We start from the raw sequence: 16,193 nt of genomic DNA, 5'->3' as shown, positions 1-16,193 counted from the left end.
GCCCCTTTTCGTGCCGACTGGGGGACGTTGCAGATGATGTCCCCGTGGGCGCCGGTCGGCCCACATGGGGTGATCAAGGGGCGGGAATGAACTATCTGAACATTGCAGGGTCAAGGGCGATACGCGGCGGGCTGGTGCACGGGCTGGCCGTCACCGCTTGTCTGCTCGCTCTCTCTGCGTGCAGCATCAGCGACGAGCCGCCGGCCAGACGTAGCGACGGCGTGGTCAAGGACTTCGGCCGCGTGACGGCGGCCGACGTGAAGAAGTGGGTGCAGAAGTCCGATCTTCCGCACGAGACCAAGAACCTGGTTGCCCTTTACGTCAGCGAGGTCCACGTCACCGATGGGTTCGCTGGCTGCCCGGCAGAGGGACGCGCCGAACCGCTGATGAAGGTGGAGCTGGCCTATCCCGACCTTGGGCAGTACGACCGGGAGGGCTTGGAAGAGCAGAGCGACTGGAGCCGCCAGATCATCTCTGCGCTGGAGGAGTTCGCGCATACCTTCAAGCCGGGCTACTTCAGCGACGACAGTCTGATCGGTGGCCCCACGTGGGTGACCGACGCCCAGGGGGGCGCCAACTGCAGCGGCAGTATCGAGATGGGCCAGCTCTTGACCCCATCCGCGGGCCTGCAGACGGACTACTCCCAGCGGGAGAACGTCCCAGTGCACTGATGATCGTGTCGCCCGATGAAGCCGCTCTTGGCTCCGCCCCCTCGTTGGCCCGCCGGGCCAGACCGGCCCGGCGGTGCGCTCGTGTGTCCGGCCGATGCTGCCGCTGCCGGGCGCTCAGTCCGTCGGGCCGCCGGCGGTCAGTGGGACGACGGCCCGCCGCCCCCGCTGCCCAGCAGCAGGTAGAGGACCGTCACCACGCCAACGCCGACCAACAGGGCGACGCCGACACTGGGGTGGAGGTACGCGATATACGCCGCACAGGCCCCCGCGAGCAGGAGAACGAGGACGCGCAGGTCGAGGGGACCGTTCACCGGGTCACCGCCGAGCTGACCGACGGGACCACGATGCGGCCATCCGCCGCGAGAGTCCGGGCCCGGCGCCGGACCCGGCTCAGGCGCCGTTCGACCGACTTCCGAGTGGTACCCAGCTTCTGCGCGATCTCCTCCTGCGTGGCGCCGGTCAGCATCGCCTCGCACACCGCCCGTTCGTCCAACGATGCCTTGGCCAGGATGAGGATCAAGGTTTCCCGGAGCACGGTCTGCTCCTCGGGGCCGGGCACGACGGGAGGGCTCCACACCGTGAACCCGTCGTCGTCGGTCCGGTACAGCGAGTTCCCCGAGAGTTCGTACAGGCGGCGCCGGTACTCACGGGCCCAGCGCTGGTAGGCGTCCCGGAAGTGGTGGAGGGCGATGGGCATGAAGAAGGTGGTCAAGTTCCTGCCACCCTCGGGGTCCCACTGCTGCAGGCAGTCGGACAGGTAGTAGGGGACGGCCCTGCTCAGGCAGTCGATGGCGATGTCCTCGCGGACTTCCGCCCGGCGCATCATCTCCTCGACCTCGGTGTACGGCGCCTTGAAGTAGATGTTGCGCTTGCGGCACCGGGCGATGACCGTGCCGTCCTTCATCCAGGACCGGAGCACGTTCCACCCGTATAGCCAGAGCCGCTGTCGGAACATCTCGTAGGCGGGGCCCTCGAACCCGGTGGCCTGAAACTCCGCGAACAGCTCCCGATCGCGGGCCCGCCGCTCTTCGACTCGGCTCAGCTCCAGGGCAAGCGCATCGGCGACCGCCGAACTGACTTGAGTGGACACAGACAAGACCCCATCTCGTACTTAGAAGTCATAGCGCCTCTCTCTACGGTTTGAACAAGCAGTCATCCCCCTCGAATCACGCAGCAACTTTTCGAGATGGGCGAGGAATGAATGTCAGTCGAGCAATCTCGACGTCGCGGCAAGCATGGAGTGGTCGCCGTCCAAACTGATCCGGATCGAAGCGGGCGCGGTCGGGATCACCGTCAGTGATCTCCCTGCACGCTCCGGTCTGCGCCGGAACTCCGTTTTCACCGGTTGCGCGTTCCTGCTCGACGAGCGCGGTGCCGAGTCCGCCGCGCTTCAGTGGATCCGGGATAACCTCCCCATATCCGGAGTCCATAGAGGTGCCCAAACCGGGTGGATGGAGCGCATCATGTCGGACAGTCAGAAGGCGGTCGAACCGGTCGTCATTCCGGCGCCGCCGGCCCGGCCGCAGGAGTACGACGCCGCGACCCGGGCTGCGCTGGAGCACATCGACCACCAGGCCGTGCGCACCGTCGCCGACGGCCGCCCCAAGTCCACCCGCGACGCCTACATCCAGGACTGGGCGAGCTGGAGCAAGTTCTGCAACGAGTCCGGCGTGCCGCTGCTCGCCATCACACCGGGCACGCTGGTGATGTTCGTCGAGTGGCTGTGGGCCCAGCCCGGCGGGAGGAAGGGGACGTGCACCGCGCCGTCGACCATCGACCGGCGGATCTCCGGCACCGTGGTCTCCGCCCGCGCCGAGCACGGCGTGCGGCTGGAGGACGGCGTCGCCCGCCTCGCCCGCAACCGCCTCAAGCAGCTGGTGAAGGAGATGGAGGAGCAGGGGGAGACCCGCGGCCGGGGTCAGGCCCCACCGCTGCTCGTCGAGCACCTGGTGAAGATCAGCGCCGCCTGCCCGGACAACCTCAGGGGCATCCGTGACCGTGCCCTGGTGCTCATGCACTTCGCCGTTGCCGGCCGCGAGCACGAACTGGCCTTCAACCGGGTCCGCGACTACGCCGAAACCCCCGGCGGCATCCAGGCCGACCTGCGCGTGTCCAAGGTCCGCCCCCGCGTCGTGCCGGTCCCCTACGGCTCCCGGCCCTCGATCTGCCCGGTGAGGGCCTGGCAGGCATGGAAGGAGGCCGCGGGCCTCACCGACCCGGACGGCTACGCCTGGCGCCGTCTGCACAACCGCTGGCACACCGTCATGGACAGCGGACTGCAGCCCGAATCCATCGGCGACATCGTCACCCGCGCCGGCGAGCGCGCCGGGATCGAGATCCGCTTCACCGGCCACAGCCCCCGCCGCGGACTCGCCACGTCCTCCCGACTGAAGGGCCACGACCAGATCGTCATCGCCAAGCAGGGCGGCTGGGCCCCGCACTCCAAGGTCCTCGCCGGCTACCTCGAAGTCGTCGACCAGTGGGAGGACAACGCCCTGCTCGGCGTGCTGTAGGGCATCGTGCCCCGACCTGCACAGGGCCACGCACCTACCAGGCAGTGGGCAAAACCAACCCGGCTGGCACGGACCCTCCAGACGACGGCAGCCCCTCCGGGGCAGTCCCGCCAGCCCTTCCGAAATCGACCGCGCCGCCGGTGAACTGCGCGTCGTTGAAGGAGACGTCGCCGCCGGTGAACACCGCGCTGTCGAAGGAGACCGTGCCGCCGGTGAACTCTGCGCGGTTGAAGGAGACGTCGCCGCCGGTGAACTGCGCATCCTCGAAGGAGACCGTGCCGCCGGTGACCCCTGTGCGGATGAAGGAGACGTGGCCGCCGGTGAACTGCGCGCCGTCGAAGCAGACGTGGTCGGCGGTGATCTGTGTGCCGGTGAAGGAGACGCGGCCGGCGGTGATCTGTGTGCCGGTGAAGGAGATGTCGCCGCCAGTGAACTCCGCGTGGTTGAAGGAGACGTCGCCGCCGGTGAACTGTGCGCTGACGAACGAGACGCCGCCGCCAGTGGACCTCGCGTGGTTGAAGGAGACGTCGCCGCCGGTGAACTGTGCGCTGACGAACGAGACCCTGCCGCCGGTGAACTCCGCGCGGTCGAAGGAGATCTCGCCGCCGGTGAACTCCGCGCCGTAGAAGGAGACGAGGCCGCCGGTGAACTCCGCGCTGTCGAAGGAGACCGTGCCGCCGGTGAACCCCGCGCCGTTGAAGGAGACGTGGCCGCCGGTGAACTCCGCGCTGTCGAAGGAGACCGTGCCGCCGGTGAACCCCGCGCCGTCGAAGGAGACGTGGCCGCCGGTGAACTGAGCATCCTCGAAGGAGACGTGGCCGAGGAAGTGCGCATCCTCGAAGTCGCCACCGTCGAAGACCACGCTGGTGAAGTCGAAGCTGTGGTCGCGCCAGGAGTGGGAGTGTTCGACGCCAAGACGGAGATGATCACGGATGAGGCGGATGACGGTATGGCGGACCTGCCGCAGCTCCAGGTAGGAATGACGAGCCAGGGTGTCGCCTGCCGGCAGGTCGGACTCCGCCGTATAGGGCAGGCGCAGGTAGGCGCACAAGACGTCGATGCAGGACTGGCGCAGTGCCCTGGTGGGCGCGTCGTCGGCGAGGTGGGCCAAGGCATGGACGCCGCCAAGGCGGACCGCGGCGGAGTCGTCACCTAGCTGGGAAACGGCGACGGTGAACCGCTCGCTGTGCAGGCGAGTCGCATCCCGCAACGCCCCGTCCTCGTCGACCCGCTGGCGCCGGTAGGCCACTACCAGGGCGACCAGACCGCCGGCCCCGGCGACCACACCGAAAGACAGCTTCACCAGGTCGAAGAGCGTCTTGGAGTCGATGCGCGGTTCGGCCTTGAGTGTCTGGGCACCGAGCAGGTCCCAGCCGGCGTAAAAGACGCTGCTGGCGACTGCCAGCGCGGCGACGAAGGCCAGGGGAAGGACGATCCACACGTGCCACAGACGCAGACCGCGTCGACGCTCCCGGGTACGGGCAAGGAGAGGAGTCACGACCGGCAGGACGACCCAGCCCTCCCGGCGGTTGCGATCTGCGCTGCCTGCGGTCCGACACGGCTGCCACCCGATCACATATGCGGGATGCAGACACTACAAACAGCACTACGAACAAAGGTGCGTGACGGGCCATCATGGAGCAGACCGAGACGAGCACGGACGTATCGCGCATCGTGACGCCCACGCTCGTGCTGCCGGCGTCGGCCGGACCGGCGGGCACCACCGCGGCGACGAACGCCGCGGCGTTCAGCCCCGACGTGCTATCCAAGCTCCAGGAGCTGGAGGAGCGATCCGTCCAGCACGAGAAGAACCTTCGTCCTGCGAACACCACCGACTCCTACGCCGCCGACTGGAAGCAGTGGGAGCAGTTCTGTGCCCTGCTCGAACTCCCCGTCACCGCCATCACGCCCGGATCGCTGACCGCGTTCGTCGAGTGGCTGTGGTGGCAGCCCGGTTGGCGCAAGGGCACCTACACCGCGCCCTCGACCATCGACCGCCGCCTGTCCGGCGTGGTCGTCACCGGCCGCACCGACCACCACCTGGTCCTCGACAAGACCGTGGCCGCCCGCGCCCGCCGAGTGCTCAAGGCCAAGGTGAAGGAGCTGGAGAAGACCAAGGAGACCCGCGGCCGGGGACCCGCGCCCGCGCTGCTCGCCGAGCACCTGCGCGCCACCGTGGTGGCCGCCCCCGACAACCGGCTGGGCATCCGCGACCGCTCCATCGGGCTGACCTGCTTCGCCATCGCCGGGCGCGAACACGAGGTCGCCTTCCTGCGGGTGCGCGACTTCGTCGAGACCGAGCACGGCATGGAGGTCGACGTGCGCGTGTCGAAGATCAAGCCCCGGAAGGTGAAGGTGCCGTTCGGCTCCCGGCCGAGCAGCTGCCCGGTGCGCGCGTGGCGGGCCTGGAAGGCGGAGGCCAACCTGACCGACCCCGATGACTTCGCCTACAAGCCGCTGCACAACAGGTGGCACACCGTCATGCCCGGCGGGCTGGACCCGGAGACGATCGGCGACGTCATCACCCGGCTGGGCAAGTGGGCCGAGCTGAGCTTCCGGCCCACCGGGCACTCCCCGCGCCGCGGACTGGCCACCAGCTCCAAGCGCGCCGGCAACGACCGCAAGGTCATCGCCAAGCAGGGCGGATGGGTCGAGAACAGCGCCGCGATGGAGGGCTACTTTGAGGACGGGGACGGCTGGGAGGAAAACGCCCTGGTCAAGGTGCTGTAGGACGGGCAATCCGGCCCACCGGCCCATGGTTGAGTATCCGGATCACTCGGGGAGGGGAAAGCTATGAACAAGGACGGCCTGGAGTTTGCCGCCACGTTCGACCAGAAGTTCGTTCAACAAAACGGACACCGCGGTCACTTCGGCAGGAACGTGCTGAAGGGGCTGGTGGACGGGATGGACAGCTTCCTGGAGGAGAAGCGGCGCACGCCGGGATTCCGGAGCATGGGGCCGGTGGCGCTGGGCGGCTTCCTCTGGCTCGACGATCCGGAGCTGGCCGCCTGCCTGGCCCGGTTCGACCACACCTGCGTGGTCGTCTCCAAGCAGGGGCGCAGCAAACGCGACCTGGACAAGCTGGGCAAGCTCCAGCCTTTTGCCGACGGCGACAACGGGATGCTGGCCCGTGTCTTCGCCGAACTGACCGATCTGGACTGGCGGGAGGAGGGCCGCGCCAAGGTGCTGGGACCGGGCGCGCCGATGCCCGACGTGGTTATCCCGCCCCTGCGGACCATCGGGTTCCGCCGCCAGCCCAAGAAGGACATGGTGCCCTTCCTCCATACAAAGATGATGCTGCTCGGCGAACTGTGGTGGCACGACGAGGACGCCCTGGGCGGCGTCGCCGACGTCATCGGCTTCCGCCCGGAGCGGCTGTGGGTGGGCAGCGCCAACGCCACCGCACGAAGCAGGCACAACCTGGAGTTCGGGATGTGGCTCGACGACCCGCAGGCCCTGCAGGCCGCGCAGACCTTCCTGGTCCAGCTGATGGCGCACTCCGAGGCGCTCGACCCGGACAGCGACCTGTTCCAGCCGGAGCTGCTGCCCGTGGACTTCGACGACGAGGCGTTCGCCGAGTACGCCGCGGAGTACGGGTGGGGCGACCCCGACGCTTGAACAGCGGCCACTTCCCCGCGGAGCTGACCGCTGGCACGCCCGCCCGGTCCCCTGCGAAGTGCGGCCGGCAGGTGGTGGCCGCACCGTGGAGTCATGGGAATCATCGTCGTCGAGGAAACCCGCAGGCAGATGTCCGAGGACTTCGGGCCGGGGGACGCGGTCGCCTACAACGGAGCCGTGCACGCCGCGCCCGCCGACCCTTCTGTGCCGGGCGACCCGGCGGACACGACGCTGTGCAGCAAGCCGACCCGGGGCATGGAGAAACTCCCCTACACCCCGGCCGGGCCCGGAGCCCCCTGGTACCCGCGAAACAAGCGCCAGTGGGTGTGCCGTGATTGCGACGAGGCGCTGCATTCCGCCTGAACCTCTGCCAGCACGGCACCGGGCGATCGACCGCCCGAGGCCGCGCGCCGTCCATCACGCACGCTGGCCGGGCCCTGCGAGGAGGCGCGGCAGGGCCCCGAGGCGATGTACGCGCCCCGGGGCCCTTGTACTGCCCGGCTACTTCTTCGGCTGGCTGCGCTGGCGCCGCAGCTCCCGGATACGGTCCTGCTCGGCGAACAGCCGCCGGTTCTCCTCCGTCAGCGACAGCCGCTTCGGCTTAGCCGCCCGTTCCTTCTGCTTGGCCGCCCGGCGCTCCACCGTGAACGCCTGCGCCTTCTTCTCGCAGTCAGGGTGAACCGGCTTGCCCCGGCTGGGGCCCTGCTCCCGGCTCACCCACACCTTGCCCTCGATCAGGTCGGCACACATCGCGCACACGGCCGGGCCCCGCCGCCGCGGCGCTGGCGTCGTTTTCCGTGCCGCCTTCGCCGCCCGGGTCTCCGTCGATCCGTCGGCCCGGGTCACCGTCACCGGCGACGCCAGCGAGACGGTGTAGGAGCGCAGGTCGTCCGGAGTCGCCCGGTGCTGCTGCCCCTTTCTGCCCCCGCGTACGGGGATTTTGCTGGTCATGAGCGGAAGCGTAGAGCGCTGGGCACCCGATCCGCGGCAAGGGCGACATGGCGGTGGGCGGGACCAACTAGTCCCGCCCACCGGCGTGATGAAGCTCAGCGAAGCTGTGGAGGCTTCCGGGGCGGTGGAATAGCCGGAAGGATCTCCCACAGCGGTCGCCCGCCCCGGGCCCACTGCTCCAGCACCCGCCGATCGACCAGGTGCAGGCGCTGCTGCCGGGCGAAGTCGCGGGCAGGCCCGGAGATCCTCCCGTTGGTCACCATCACGACGACGTCGCCGCCGTGCACCGGCCGGCCGGTGCCGTTGAGCGTCTGCAGCTCCGGAGTCCCCACAGCCGAACCGTCCAGCCCCTTCCTGCGGTGCTTGCACTGGATCACCCACAGCCGACCGAGCGGATCGTGCCCCTTCACGTCGGCGCCGAGGTCGCCCCGGCCGCCGCAACGCAGCGCGTCGTGGGAACCGTCCCGGGCCAACAGGTCACGTACGGCGTTCTCGAAGGCGCTGTGGTGCATGGCATCCAGCTGGCCGAGCGAGTAGGTCAGGCCCTCGACCCGCAGCTGCGCGGACCGCATCTGGTCAACCTGCCGGTAGATCCAGCCCGCCAGGGCGAGAAGCGCCAGCAGGCCGAGCACGACCAGGACCCACCAGTGCGCCCATACCCATTGTCCGACCTTGACCAGCACCAACCCGACGACCACGAGCCCGCCTAAGGCGATGAGTAGATCGTCGTCGCTCTTGCGCCGCCGCCGACGGGGGCTCACCGGACGACCCCCGCCGCCACGATACGCAGCGCCCCGCGCCCGTCCCGGCCGGTGTGATCGACGTCTTCGTATTCCCTGTTCCCGGGCACATTCCCCCCTCGTCTGCAGCTCCCCGCCGCTTTCATGACAGCACCCGGCACCGACAGTCGGCCCGCCGTTGGGATCACCCGTCTGAAAATCGCTGGCTGTCGCCCAACGGCTGCGCACAGTCGAGGAGTTGGCCGCCCTGGATTGTCAGTGCCGGTGGCTACCGTCGAATGCTGCGCCGAGGAACACCCGGCCCCGCCTGGGGGCATTGCCCCCTTTCACCGCCGAGGACCGCCCGTGACCTACGTACGCCCCCACTACCGCCGTGACGGCACCTACGTCAAAGGCCACAACCGCCGCACCCGGCCGCGCACCGCACAGCCCCATACGGCACCCCGACGCGCCACCCCGCGGCCCCGCCCGGTCTCCACCGGACCGACGACCTACGTCCGCCCCCACTACCGCCGTGACGGCACCCGCGTGCGCGGGCATCACCGGTCCATTAGCCCGCGCACCATCGCCGCGGTCGCGGGCGCCGGGAGCGGAGGGCTACTGATGCTCCTGTTACTGCTGGCCCTGGCCGGCGGACCGGGAACCAGCAGCAAGGCCCCGGCCGGCACCACGCCGTCGCAGTCGGTATCGGTCCCGGCCACTCACCACCGATAGGAATCGACCCGCACAGCGAGCAGAAACAGCACAGGGCCCCGGGCGGAGAGGCGTCCGGGGCCCTGCCGTCTGCCGGGCCGTCAGCCTTTCCTTCCGGCCGCCCGGACGGGTGAATCTCGGTGAAGTGTCAAGGAGTTCATGACACAACATACTGTCAGGGGTATCCTGACAGTATGGAGGAAATGAATGATCCCCCGGAGCGCGAGCGGCCACCGGCCCTTGCCCCGGCCGACGAAGCGCTGCTCACGCGCGCGCAGACTCTCCGCGAGATCACCGACGCTGCCCTGCGTGACATCGCTCAGCGCTACCCGGATGACGACCACGGCAGCCTGCTGCGCGACGCCCTGTTCATGGCTGGCCTCGCCGAGCGGCTTGTCGACCAGGCCGTCGTCATCGAGCGGGAACGCGGCGCCAGCTGGACCGACATCGGCAACGCCGCCAGCAGTTCCCGACAGTCCGCACACGAACGGTGGAACACCACGGTCGGCGCGTGGGTCCTCATGGGCCGCCGGCGCACGGGCATCAGCCGCGGCCCGGCCGACCCGACCACCCACGCCCACTACCTGGACGAGTGGTACGCCGACCTGGTCGGCGAGCAACAGGCAGTCAGTTCCCTGCTGCCCTCCCTGACAGACCAGGCCGCCCGCACCGAGGGCGACGCACGCCGCACCGAGGCCCGCCAACTCCACGACCGGGCCGAGGAGCTGCGAAAGGAGATCGACACCGCATACAACGCGGCGATGGAAGCCACCGGTACCGGCGCGGCCGAGGAGAAACGGGCTCTGTGGGCCGCCAAGCACCTCGCCCGCGCCGAGGTCTACGAACGGCTCGCCGTCATCGAGGAGCCTGTCGCCCCCGAGCACCGCCGCCGCGCCACCACCCAGCGCAGCCTCGCGCAGGGCATCGTCCGGGGCCACGCCCCGGAGAGCCTCCCGGCTGACGACGGGACCCGCGAGCAGGTGTACGCCGCCTACATCAATCTCACCGACGAACAGCGCAGCGGCTCCAAGCGCGCCGTGGCGGAGCTGCTCGCCGAGCGCCTCGACGGCATCACGGCCGCCAGCATCCGCAAGCACCTCGACCCTGTGGTCGAGGCGTACCACCAGGGCACCCAGAACGGCCCCCGCCTCCCTGGCCGGGTCACTTAGAGCGAGGGACCGCGATGAAAGACGCCGACGCCGTCCCGGTCGTGTTGTCCGAGGACGAGCACGGGAAGATCCTGGCGTCGCGGATCCTGCCCGCTTGGACCAGGGACGCCGTCCCGCAGGAGCAGCCCGTCGCCGTGCTGGTCGGCGGACCGCCCGGCAGTGGGAAGTCCACCGCATGCCAGGTGTTGAAGGCGTCGCTCGACCGGCGGGGCGGCGCGGTACTGATCGGCCGCGATCTCTACAAGTCGGATCACCCCGCCTACCGGAGTCTCCTGCACAGCGATGACCGCACTGCGGGTGTGCGTGTACGGCCGGACGTGCTGCGGTGGCAGGCGGAGGTCGAGGAGCACGTGCGCGCGAGACGGTTCGACGCGCTGGTCGAAACCCCTGTGGTTGACCCTGAGCAGGCCCGCGCCTACCGGGATGCGGGGTACCGCGTCGAGGTGGTGGTCGTGGCCGAGGCGGAGGCCGTGACGCAGCTGAGCGTGCTGGAGCGCTACATGGCCCAGATCGCCGAGGACGGCGTCGGCCGGTACGTGTCCTGGGACAACCACGATCAGTGCGTGCGTCGCCTGCCGCAGTCGCTGGAGGTCATCGAGACCGAGCAGCTGGCCGACCGCGTGATGGTGATGCGGCGTGACCTTCAGGTGCTCTACGACAACGAGCTGCCCGGACCCTCGCTGGTGGGCGCGCACCGAGCGCTGCACGCGGCTCGGACGCGACCCTGGACAGCGCCGGAAACCTGGCGTTTCCGCCGCCAGGTGCAGGGCCTGGAACAGCAGCTGCACCCGGCGGAGAGCACGCCGGAACGGCGGCTCGCGGTCGCCGGTGGTCTGGAACGGGCCGCCGCGCTGGCCGAGCCGGTGCGGCGCATCGCCCAGCCGCTCACGGTGCCGCCCGGGGTCGACTACCACCGGCTGTCCGCCGACGAGCACCGCTTTATCTTCGACGAGCTGATCGTGCCGATGCACCTGAGCGACATCACGGCGCACGCCCAGCCGGTGGCGCTGTACGTGATGGGCCCGCAGGGAGCCGGGAAGACCTACGCGGCGCGCACGCTGCGCCGGGTGCTGCGTGCCCGACGCCCCACACGGATCGAGGGTGGGATGTTCAAGGCGGTGCACCCCGACTACCGCCGACTGCTTGAGGAGGAGCCACGCACGGCCTCCGCCCGGATCCGCCCGGATTACCGGGCGTGGCAGGAGAAAGCCGAGGCATACGTGCGCGAGCGCCGCGGTGACCTGCTGATCGAGATCGCCCCGGACGACGTCGCCCACTTCCTTGACGGTGCCCGCCGCCACCATGCGGCGGGCTACCGCGTGGAGCTGATCGTGCTGGGGGGCCGGGCAGCGGACAGCCGTCTGGGCATCGCGACGCGGTGCGCGGAGGTGGCCCGCATCGGTGGCACGCCCCGCTTCACCCCGACGGCCGCCCATAAGGTGTCTTTCCACCTGCTGGCCGACGTGGTCCGCGCGGCCGAGGAGGCGCCGCACATCATCGACTCCGTCTCCGTCATCCGCCGGGACCTGACCGCGTTGTACCGCAACGCGCGTACCCCGGGCGGCGCATGGGCGTCCCCGTCCCGGGGCGGGGACGCCGTAGAGTCGGAGCAACAGCGCCCGTACACCCCGACGGAGGCAGCGCAGTTCCTGGCCACCCTGCAGCGAGTACAGGGTGAACTTCCGCAGTACCGGCAGGATCTCGTCGAGATTGCCGCGCTGGCCTGGCCGCTGATGCCTGCCCATCTGCAGCCGCGCGCCCTCACCGCCACGATCCCGATGTCGGCGCTGCCCGTCCCCCAACAGCAGGGACCCGGCTACTGGCCCTTGAGTTCCTTCATACGGGCCGCGTAGCGGGCCGCGATCTCGGCGACCTCGTTCTCGTCGGCATCCTGCAGGGCCTGCTGGTCGGCGGCGCACGCCGCCAGCTGGTCCCTCAGGAGCTGGAGACGTTCGGCATCCGGAGAGCCGGCACGCCGCTCCTGGATGAGCTGCTCGGAGTACCAGGCGCTGACTTCCTGCACCAGCTGCTCGACGGCCTCGGGGGTCACGGGCTCAGACATGGGGAGGTCCTTCGGGTATCGGTGATGGGCCGTCATTGTCCCTGGCTGAGACGATGCGGCCCGAGACGCATGTTGCCCAAAGCCGCCGCGAAGCACAGGGCGGGGCGCATAGGTTGCTACCGTTGGTGATCTTTCTTGGGGGTGTCGTGGCGCGGGATCTGCGGATGCTGTTCGGGGCGAATGACCGGTCGGTGGAGGCCGAGGAAGCGTTCACGAACCGCCAGGCCCAGTGGCAGGCCGTCGTCGCCGCGCTCACCGATCATCTGCAGCGGGTCGCCAACCCGTCGTTCGACGTCGAAAACCTGGCCAGCCCGCGGCACAACGTCCTGGTCGCCCACGGGGTCGGCGGGATCGGAAAGTCCACGTTCTCCCGCAAGATCGAGGCGTCTCTCGCCCAATCCACCGAGCGACCTGCCCAGTGGACCGCGCCGGCCTGGCCGATCGAGCGGCTGCTGCCGGTGCGCGTCGACCTGGCGCGCTCCAGCGGTATCGACTTCGAGCGGGTGGTGCTGTCGATCCGCCTGGCCGTCGCCGCCCTGGGGCGTCCGATGCCTGCCTTCGATCTGGCCCTGCGCCGGCACTGGGAGCGCAACCACCCAGGCGAGCCGCTGGAGGAGTATCTGCGGCGAGGCGGGATGCTCAGCCGGTTCACCAACGCGGTCAATCTGCCCAACCAGCTGCAGTCCGCGCTCGCGGACGTCGCCCAGGCATTGGCCCTGCCCGGCACTATCGGAGGCGCCGCCGGCCAGCTCGCCACCGCCCTGGTCGGCGCACTGCGCGAGCGGCGCCAGACCGTGCGCGCCCTGGCCGGCTGCAGCCGCCTGGCCGACATCCTGGAGGCCGAGCCGGACCTGGAGACGCTGAGCTTCGCCACTCATCTGCTCGCCTGGGACCTTGCCCAACTACCCGCAGCCCAGCGGGTCACCCCGGTGGTGCTGTTCGACAGCTTCGAGGAAGTCGGGGACCGCACGCACCGCGACTTTGAACGGCTGCTGCAGCGCATCGTGTGGCTGATGCCCAACACCTTCTTCGTCATCACCGGGCGCAACCGGCTGCAGTGGGCCGAGGACGGCCTGCAGGGACAGCTCGACTGGACCGGCCCCACCGCCTGGCCCGGCCTGGCCGGACACGTCCCGGGCGCCCGCGCGCACGGCGGCCCTGAGGTACGGCAGATCCTGGTGGGCGACTTCTCCCCGGAAGACTGCGACGACCACCTCGCCCACCGCCTCGCCCACAACGGCCAACCGCTGATCGGTCCAGAGCTACGCCGCGCCATCGCCGAACGCTCCCACGGTCTGCCCCTCTACCTCGATCTTGCCGTCATGCGGTTCTTGGAGATACGACGCAACGGACGTGTGCCGCAACCGGACGACTTCGGCGACTTCCCCGCCCTGATTTCCCGCACCCTCAGCGACCTGACCAGCGACGAGCGGCACGTGTTGCGTTCGGTGTCGCTGCTGGACGCGTTCTCGGTGCCGCTGGCCACCCAAGCCGCCGGGCTTGCCCATGACGCGGCGGCCCTGCGGCTGACCGAACGCCCCTTCATCCGCGAGGACCTGACAGGGCTGTGGCCCTTCCACCTTCACCAGGTGGTGCGCTCCGCGATCCGCAGCGCCGAGGACCGTAGCGACGACCGGTGGTCCGAGCAGGACTGGCAGCGCGCCGCGCTGCGCGCGCTGTCCGCCCTCGGACAGGAGTGGGCTCATGGTCCACGCCGCGAGCGAACAGTGCTGATCGGCGTGCTGCGGCAAGGGCTGCGCCTGGCCCGCGACTTCAACCTCGACCAGCTCGACTGGCTCACCGAGGCTGCTTTCGCCTACGTCGGCGACTCCGTGTGGGAGCCGCTCGCCCCGCCCGCCCACGGCCATGAGAGCACCGCGCTGTCGACGCCGGCGGAGGCGCTGGTCGAAACTCTCAGCGCCCTGGCCCGCCGTCAACGCGAGCACCGCGCCCGTACCGTGGAGCGGCTCACCGCCGTCATCGACTCCGGTCTGCTGCCCGCCGAGCTGCAGGAGATGCCGGTCTACTACCGGGCCAAAGCCCTGCGCGACATCGGACGCACCGAGGAATCACGCCGCGGGTACCAGCAGGTGGTCGACGGCGGGGGCCGCCTCGCCCAGGCCGCCCGCCGCGGGCTGACGCAGGCCGCCCGTCTCGCTGGCGACTTCCCGACGGCTCTCGCCGCTGCACAGACCCTGGGGTGGGAGGGCCGCCACCAGCGTGTCCTCGGTGACCTGTACTGGATCCAGGGCGAGGTACAGCGCGCGGCCGAGGCGTATCTGGCGGGGCGCCTCGAAGCCGAACAGCACGCCAAAGCGGGCGAGGCCGCACACAACCAGGCACTGCGCGCCCTCGCCCTCGCGTTTCTCGACCCCCGCCAGGCCGACGACGAACTCGACCTGGCCCAGCAGCTCCTCGCCGACCTCGACCTGCGGGCTACGACGATCAACGCTGCCATCGCCTCCGTCATCCGCGACGCCGGCAGCCCCGATCTCGATGACCGAGTCCGCACCCTGCGTACCGAACTTGACGTCGCGGGCCTCACCTCCATGACGCCCACCCTCGACGTCGCCCTCGCCTTCCACCAGGCAGTCCTCGACGACCACGAGGCTCTGGGCGCCACGATCGCCCAGCTGCGCGATCAGACAAGCGACGGCACGTACGCCTACTACACCGACATCGCGCACTTCATGGCCGGCCTGCCGCTGCCGGCCGACCACAGCCCGCCGCGCTGGCTGGACAGCGAACAAGCCACCCGCGCCCGGTGGCGCAGCCTCGTCACCGCACGACGCGAACTGCTGCGCACCGCGCGGTAGCCACCACGTCCCCGGACTCCTATCTCTGACACCAGGGGACAAGTAACAGCAGCCGGAAACGCCTGCGCAGTTCCACCGCCTGAGACACCCTTGAAGCTCAACGCCGGTGGAGACTGGCTGATCTATCGGGAGGGTACGTGGCCACTGACAGACGGCATGGCGAGGCAACGGATGCGATTGATCTCATCGTGGATGAACTGCTAGGCGTGCCGCCGTCAAGAATGCCGCTCGAAGAGGCCGCAGAGACTATGGATCTCGACTATCACGCCTCCCGCAAGCCACCTGATGAAGTGTGCGTCCACCCTCAGGTAGAACGTGTCATCCCTGCCCCACGGTTTGACCCAGAACTCGCCATACAAGTCGCCGTGTGGTCCATCCAAGCTGCGGTTTCCGGTGTCATCGGGAACGCCATCTACGACCGCGCAAGAAGCGCCGTGCGCCGAGTTCTTGCACGTGCGCGCGGCCCCGAGGAGCCTCCTCGGGTTGAAGAGGCTGAGGCCGTCGACATTGCGGTCTTCGCCTGTGCCCTTGCCGGCATCGTCATCTTCCCGTCTCAACCTGCCAATGCGGCAGCCTACGAGCGCCCCGTATCGGAAGTGTCCCGATTCGACGGCCGCGTTCTGGTTCGCTTCATCCATACGCGAGAGCGCAGAGCGGTTGCGGGCCAGGGGCTGGAATCCATTATTTTCCACTGGCATGAGCGCACATTCACAGAGGTGCTCATGCCAGAGCGCGGCGCGTCGACACAAGACATGAGGTGGCGGACTTACGTTCGTCACGACGTCCTACCGTTCGCCACGTTCAGCGCCTCGGATTGGTCGGCGGAGGATGAGCGGCTCACTCAGGAGTTGTGGCCTCGGATGCGTCGAGAACTTCGAGACGAAGAACCTGGTGAGTGGCAGCCCGTTCCGGTGCCCAATCCCTAGTAGGGGGTGACTTCCAGCGCTGGTTACTTGTCCC

16 protein-coding genes are annotated in these 16,193 nt (G+C 69.4%); 10 read left to right on the top strand and 6 right to left on the bottom strand.

Annotated elements, in window-relative coordinates:
- Positions 1–86 precede the first annotated feature (86 nt).
- Entirely contained in the window at positions 87–671 is a 585-nt protein-coding gene (locus ABZ027_RS31910) for a hypothetical protein (protein ID WP_356774360.1), read from the top strand.
- Between the two features lie 137 nt (positions 672–808).
- Here ABZ027_RS31910 and ABZ027_RS31905 read toward each other — a convergent pair whose 3' ends face one another.
- The gene (locus ABZ027_RS31905) at positions 809–982 is read right to left on the bottom strand and encodes a hypothetical protein (RefSeq protein WP_356774358.1); all 174 of its coding nucleotides are present in this window, start codon (positions 980–982) and stop codon (positions 809–811) included.
- Entirely contained in the window at positions 979–1,761 is a 783-nt protein-coding gene (locus ABZ027_RS31900) for a hypothetical protein (protein WP_356774356.1), read from the bottom strand. The genes ABZ027_RS31905 and ABZ027_RS31900 overlap by 4 nt, the downstream gene beginning before the upstream one ends.
- Before the next feature lie 373 nt (positions 1,762–2,134).
- On the opposite strand from ABZ027_RS31900, the gene ABZ027_RS31895 reads away from it, so the two are divergent.
- Entirely contained in the window at positions 2,135–3,184 is a 1,050-nt protein-coding gene (locus tag ABZ027_RS31895; RefSeq protein WP_356774354.1) for an integrase, read from the top strand.
- Between the two features lie 34 nt (positions 3,185–3,218).
- Here ABZ027_RS31895 and ABZ027_RS31890 read toward each other — a convergent pair whose 3' ends face one another.
- Positions 3,219–4,682, bottom strand: coding sequence for a pentapeptide repeat-containing protein (locus tag ABZ027_RS31890; protein ID WP_356774350.1), 1,464 nt, complete (start codon positions 4,680–4,682; stop codon positions 3,219–3,221).
- Positions 4,683–4,819: 137 nt separating this feature from the next.
- Between ABZ027_RS31890 and ABZ027_RS31885 the strand changes: the two genes are divergently transcribed.
- The 3 genes from ABZ027_RS31885 (at position 4,820) to ABZ027_RS31875 (ending at position 7,165) form a co-directional block, all read left to right on the top strand.
- On the top strand, positions 4,820–5,914 hold the full coding sequence (locus tag ABZ027_RS31885) for an integrase (RefSeq protein ID WP_356774348.1): 1,095 nt from the start codon (positions 4,820–4,822) through the stop codon (positions 5,912–5,914).
- Between the two features lie 63 nt (positions 5,915–5,977).
- Positions 5,978–6,802 (top strand): hypothetical protein, encoded by an 825-nt coding sequence (locus ABZ027_RS31880; protein ID WP_356774346.1) that lies wholly within the window; start codon positions 5,978–5,980, stop codon positions 6,800–6,802.
- 93 nt (positions 6,803–6,895) lie between these two features.
- Positions 6,896–7,165 (top strand): hypothetical protein, encoded by a 270-nt coding sequence (locus tag ABZ027_RS31875; RefSeq protein WP_356774344.1) that lies wholly within the window; start codon positions 6,896–6,898, stop codon positions 7,163–7,165.
- Between the two features lie 138 nt (positions 7,166–7,303).
- Here the strand turns inward: ABZ027_RS31875 and ABZ027_RS31870 are convergent, their stop codons facing one another.
- Positions 7,304–7,753, bottom strand: a complete 450-nt coding sequence (locus ABZ027_RS31870; RefSeq protein ID WP_356774342.1) for a hypothetical protein — start codon at positions 7,751–7,753, stop codon at positions 7,304–7,306.
- A 95-nt stretch (positions 7,754–7,848) separates the two neighbouring features.
- Positions 7,849–8,514, bottom strand: coding sequence for a restriction endonuclease (locus ABZ027_RS31865; RefSeq protein WP_356774340.1), 666 nt, complete (start codon positions 8,512–8,514; stop codon positions 7,849–7,851).
- Positions 8,515–8,838: 324 nt separating this feature from the next.
- On the opposite strand from ABZ027_RS31865, the gene ABZ027_RS31860 reads away from it, so the two are divergent.
- The 3 genes from ABZ027_RS31860 (at position 8,839) to ABZ027_RS31850 (ending at position 12,208) form a co-directional block, all read left to right on the top strand.
- Positions 8,839–9,207, top strand: a complete 369-nt coding sequence (locus ABZ027_RS31860) for a hypothetical protein (RefSeq protein WP_356774338.1) — start codon at positions 8,839–8,841, stop codon at positions 9,205–9,207.
- Positions 9,208–9,380: 173 nt separating this feature from the next.
- On the top strand, positions 9,381–10,355 hold the full coding sequence (locus tag ABZ027_RS31855; RefSeq protein WP_356774336.1) for a hypothetical protein: 975 nt from the start codon (positions 9,381–9,383) through the stop codon (positions 10,353–10,355).
- Positions 10,356–10,369: 14 nt separating this feature from the next.
- Entirely contained in the window at positions 10,370–12,208 is a 1,839-nt protein-coding gene (locus ABZ027_RS31850) for a zeta toxin family protein (RefSeq protein WP_356774334.1), read from the top strand.
- Here the strand turns inward: ABZ027_RS31850 and ABZ027_RS31845 are convergent.
- Complete coding sequence (locus ABZ027_RS31845; protein WP_356774332.1) at positions 12,172–12,417, bottom strand: hypothetical protein; 246 nt, start codon at positions 12,415–12,417, stop codon at positions 12,172–12,174. The two genes, ABZ027_RS31850 and ABZ027_RS31845, sit on opposite strands and share 37 nt — an antisense overlap.
- Before the next feature lie 125 nt (positions 12,418–12,542).
- Here ABZ027_RS31845 and ABZ027_RS31840 point away from each other — a divergent pair, with 125 nt between their 5' ends.
- A complete protein-coding gene (locus ABZ027_RS31840) occupies positions 12,543–15,233 on the top strand; it encodes an ATP/GTP-binding protein (RefSeq protein WP_356774441.1) in 2,691 nt (896 codons plus the stop codon).
- Positions 15,234–15,370: 137 nt separating this feature from the next.
- Positions 15,371–16,159 (top strand): hypothetical protein, encoded by a 789-nt coding sequence (locus tag ABZ027_RS31835; protein WP_356774330.1) that lies wholly within the window; start codon positions 15,371–15,373, stop codon positions 16,157–16,159.
- Positions 16,160–16,193 lie beyond the last annotated feature (34 nt).

This window comes from Streptomyces sp. NPDC006332 (assembly GCF_040612855.1).
Lineage (GTDB): Bacteria > Actinomycetota > Actinomycetes > Streptomycetales > Streptomycetaceae > Streptomyces.
This window is presented reverse-complemented; position numbering and strand designations above follow the sequence as displayed.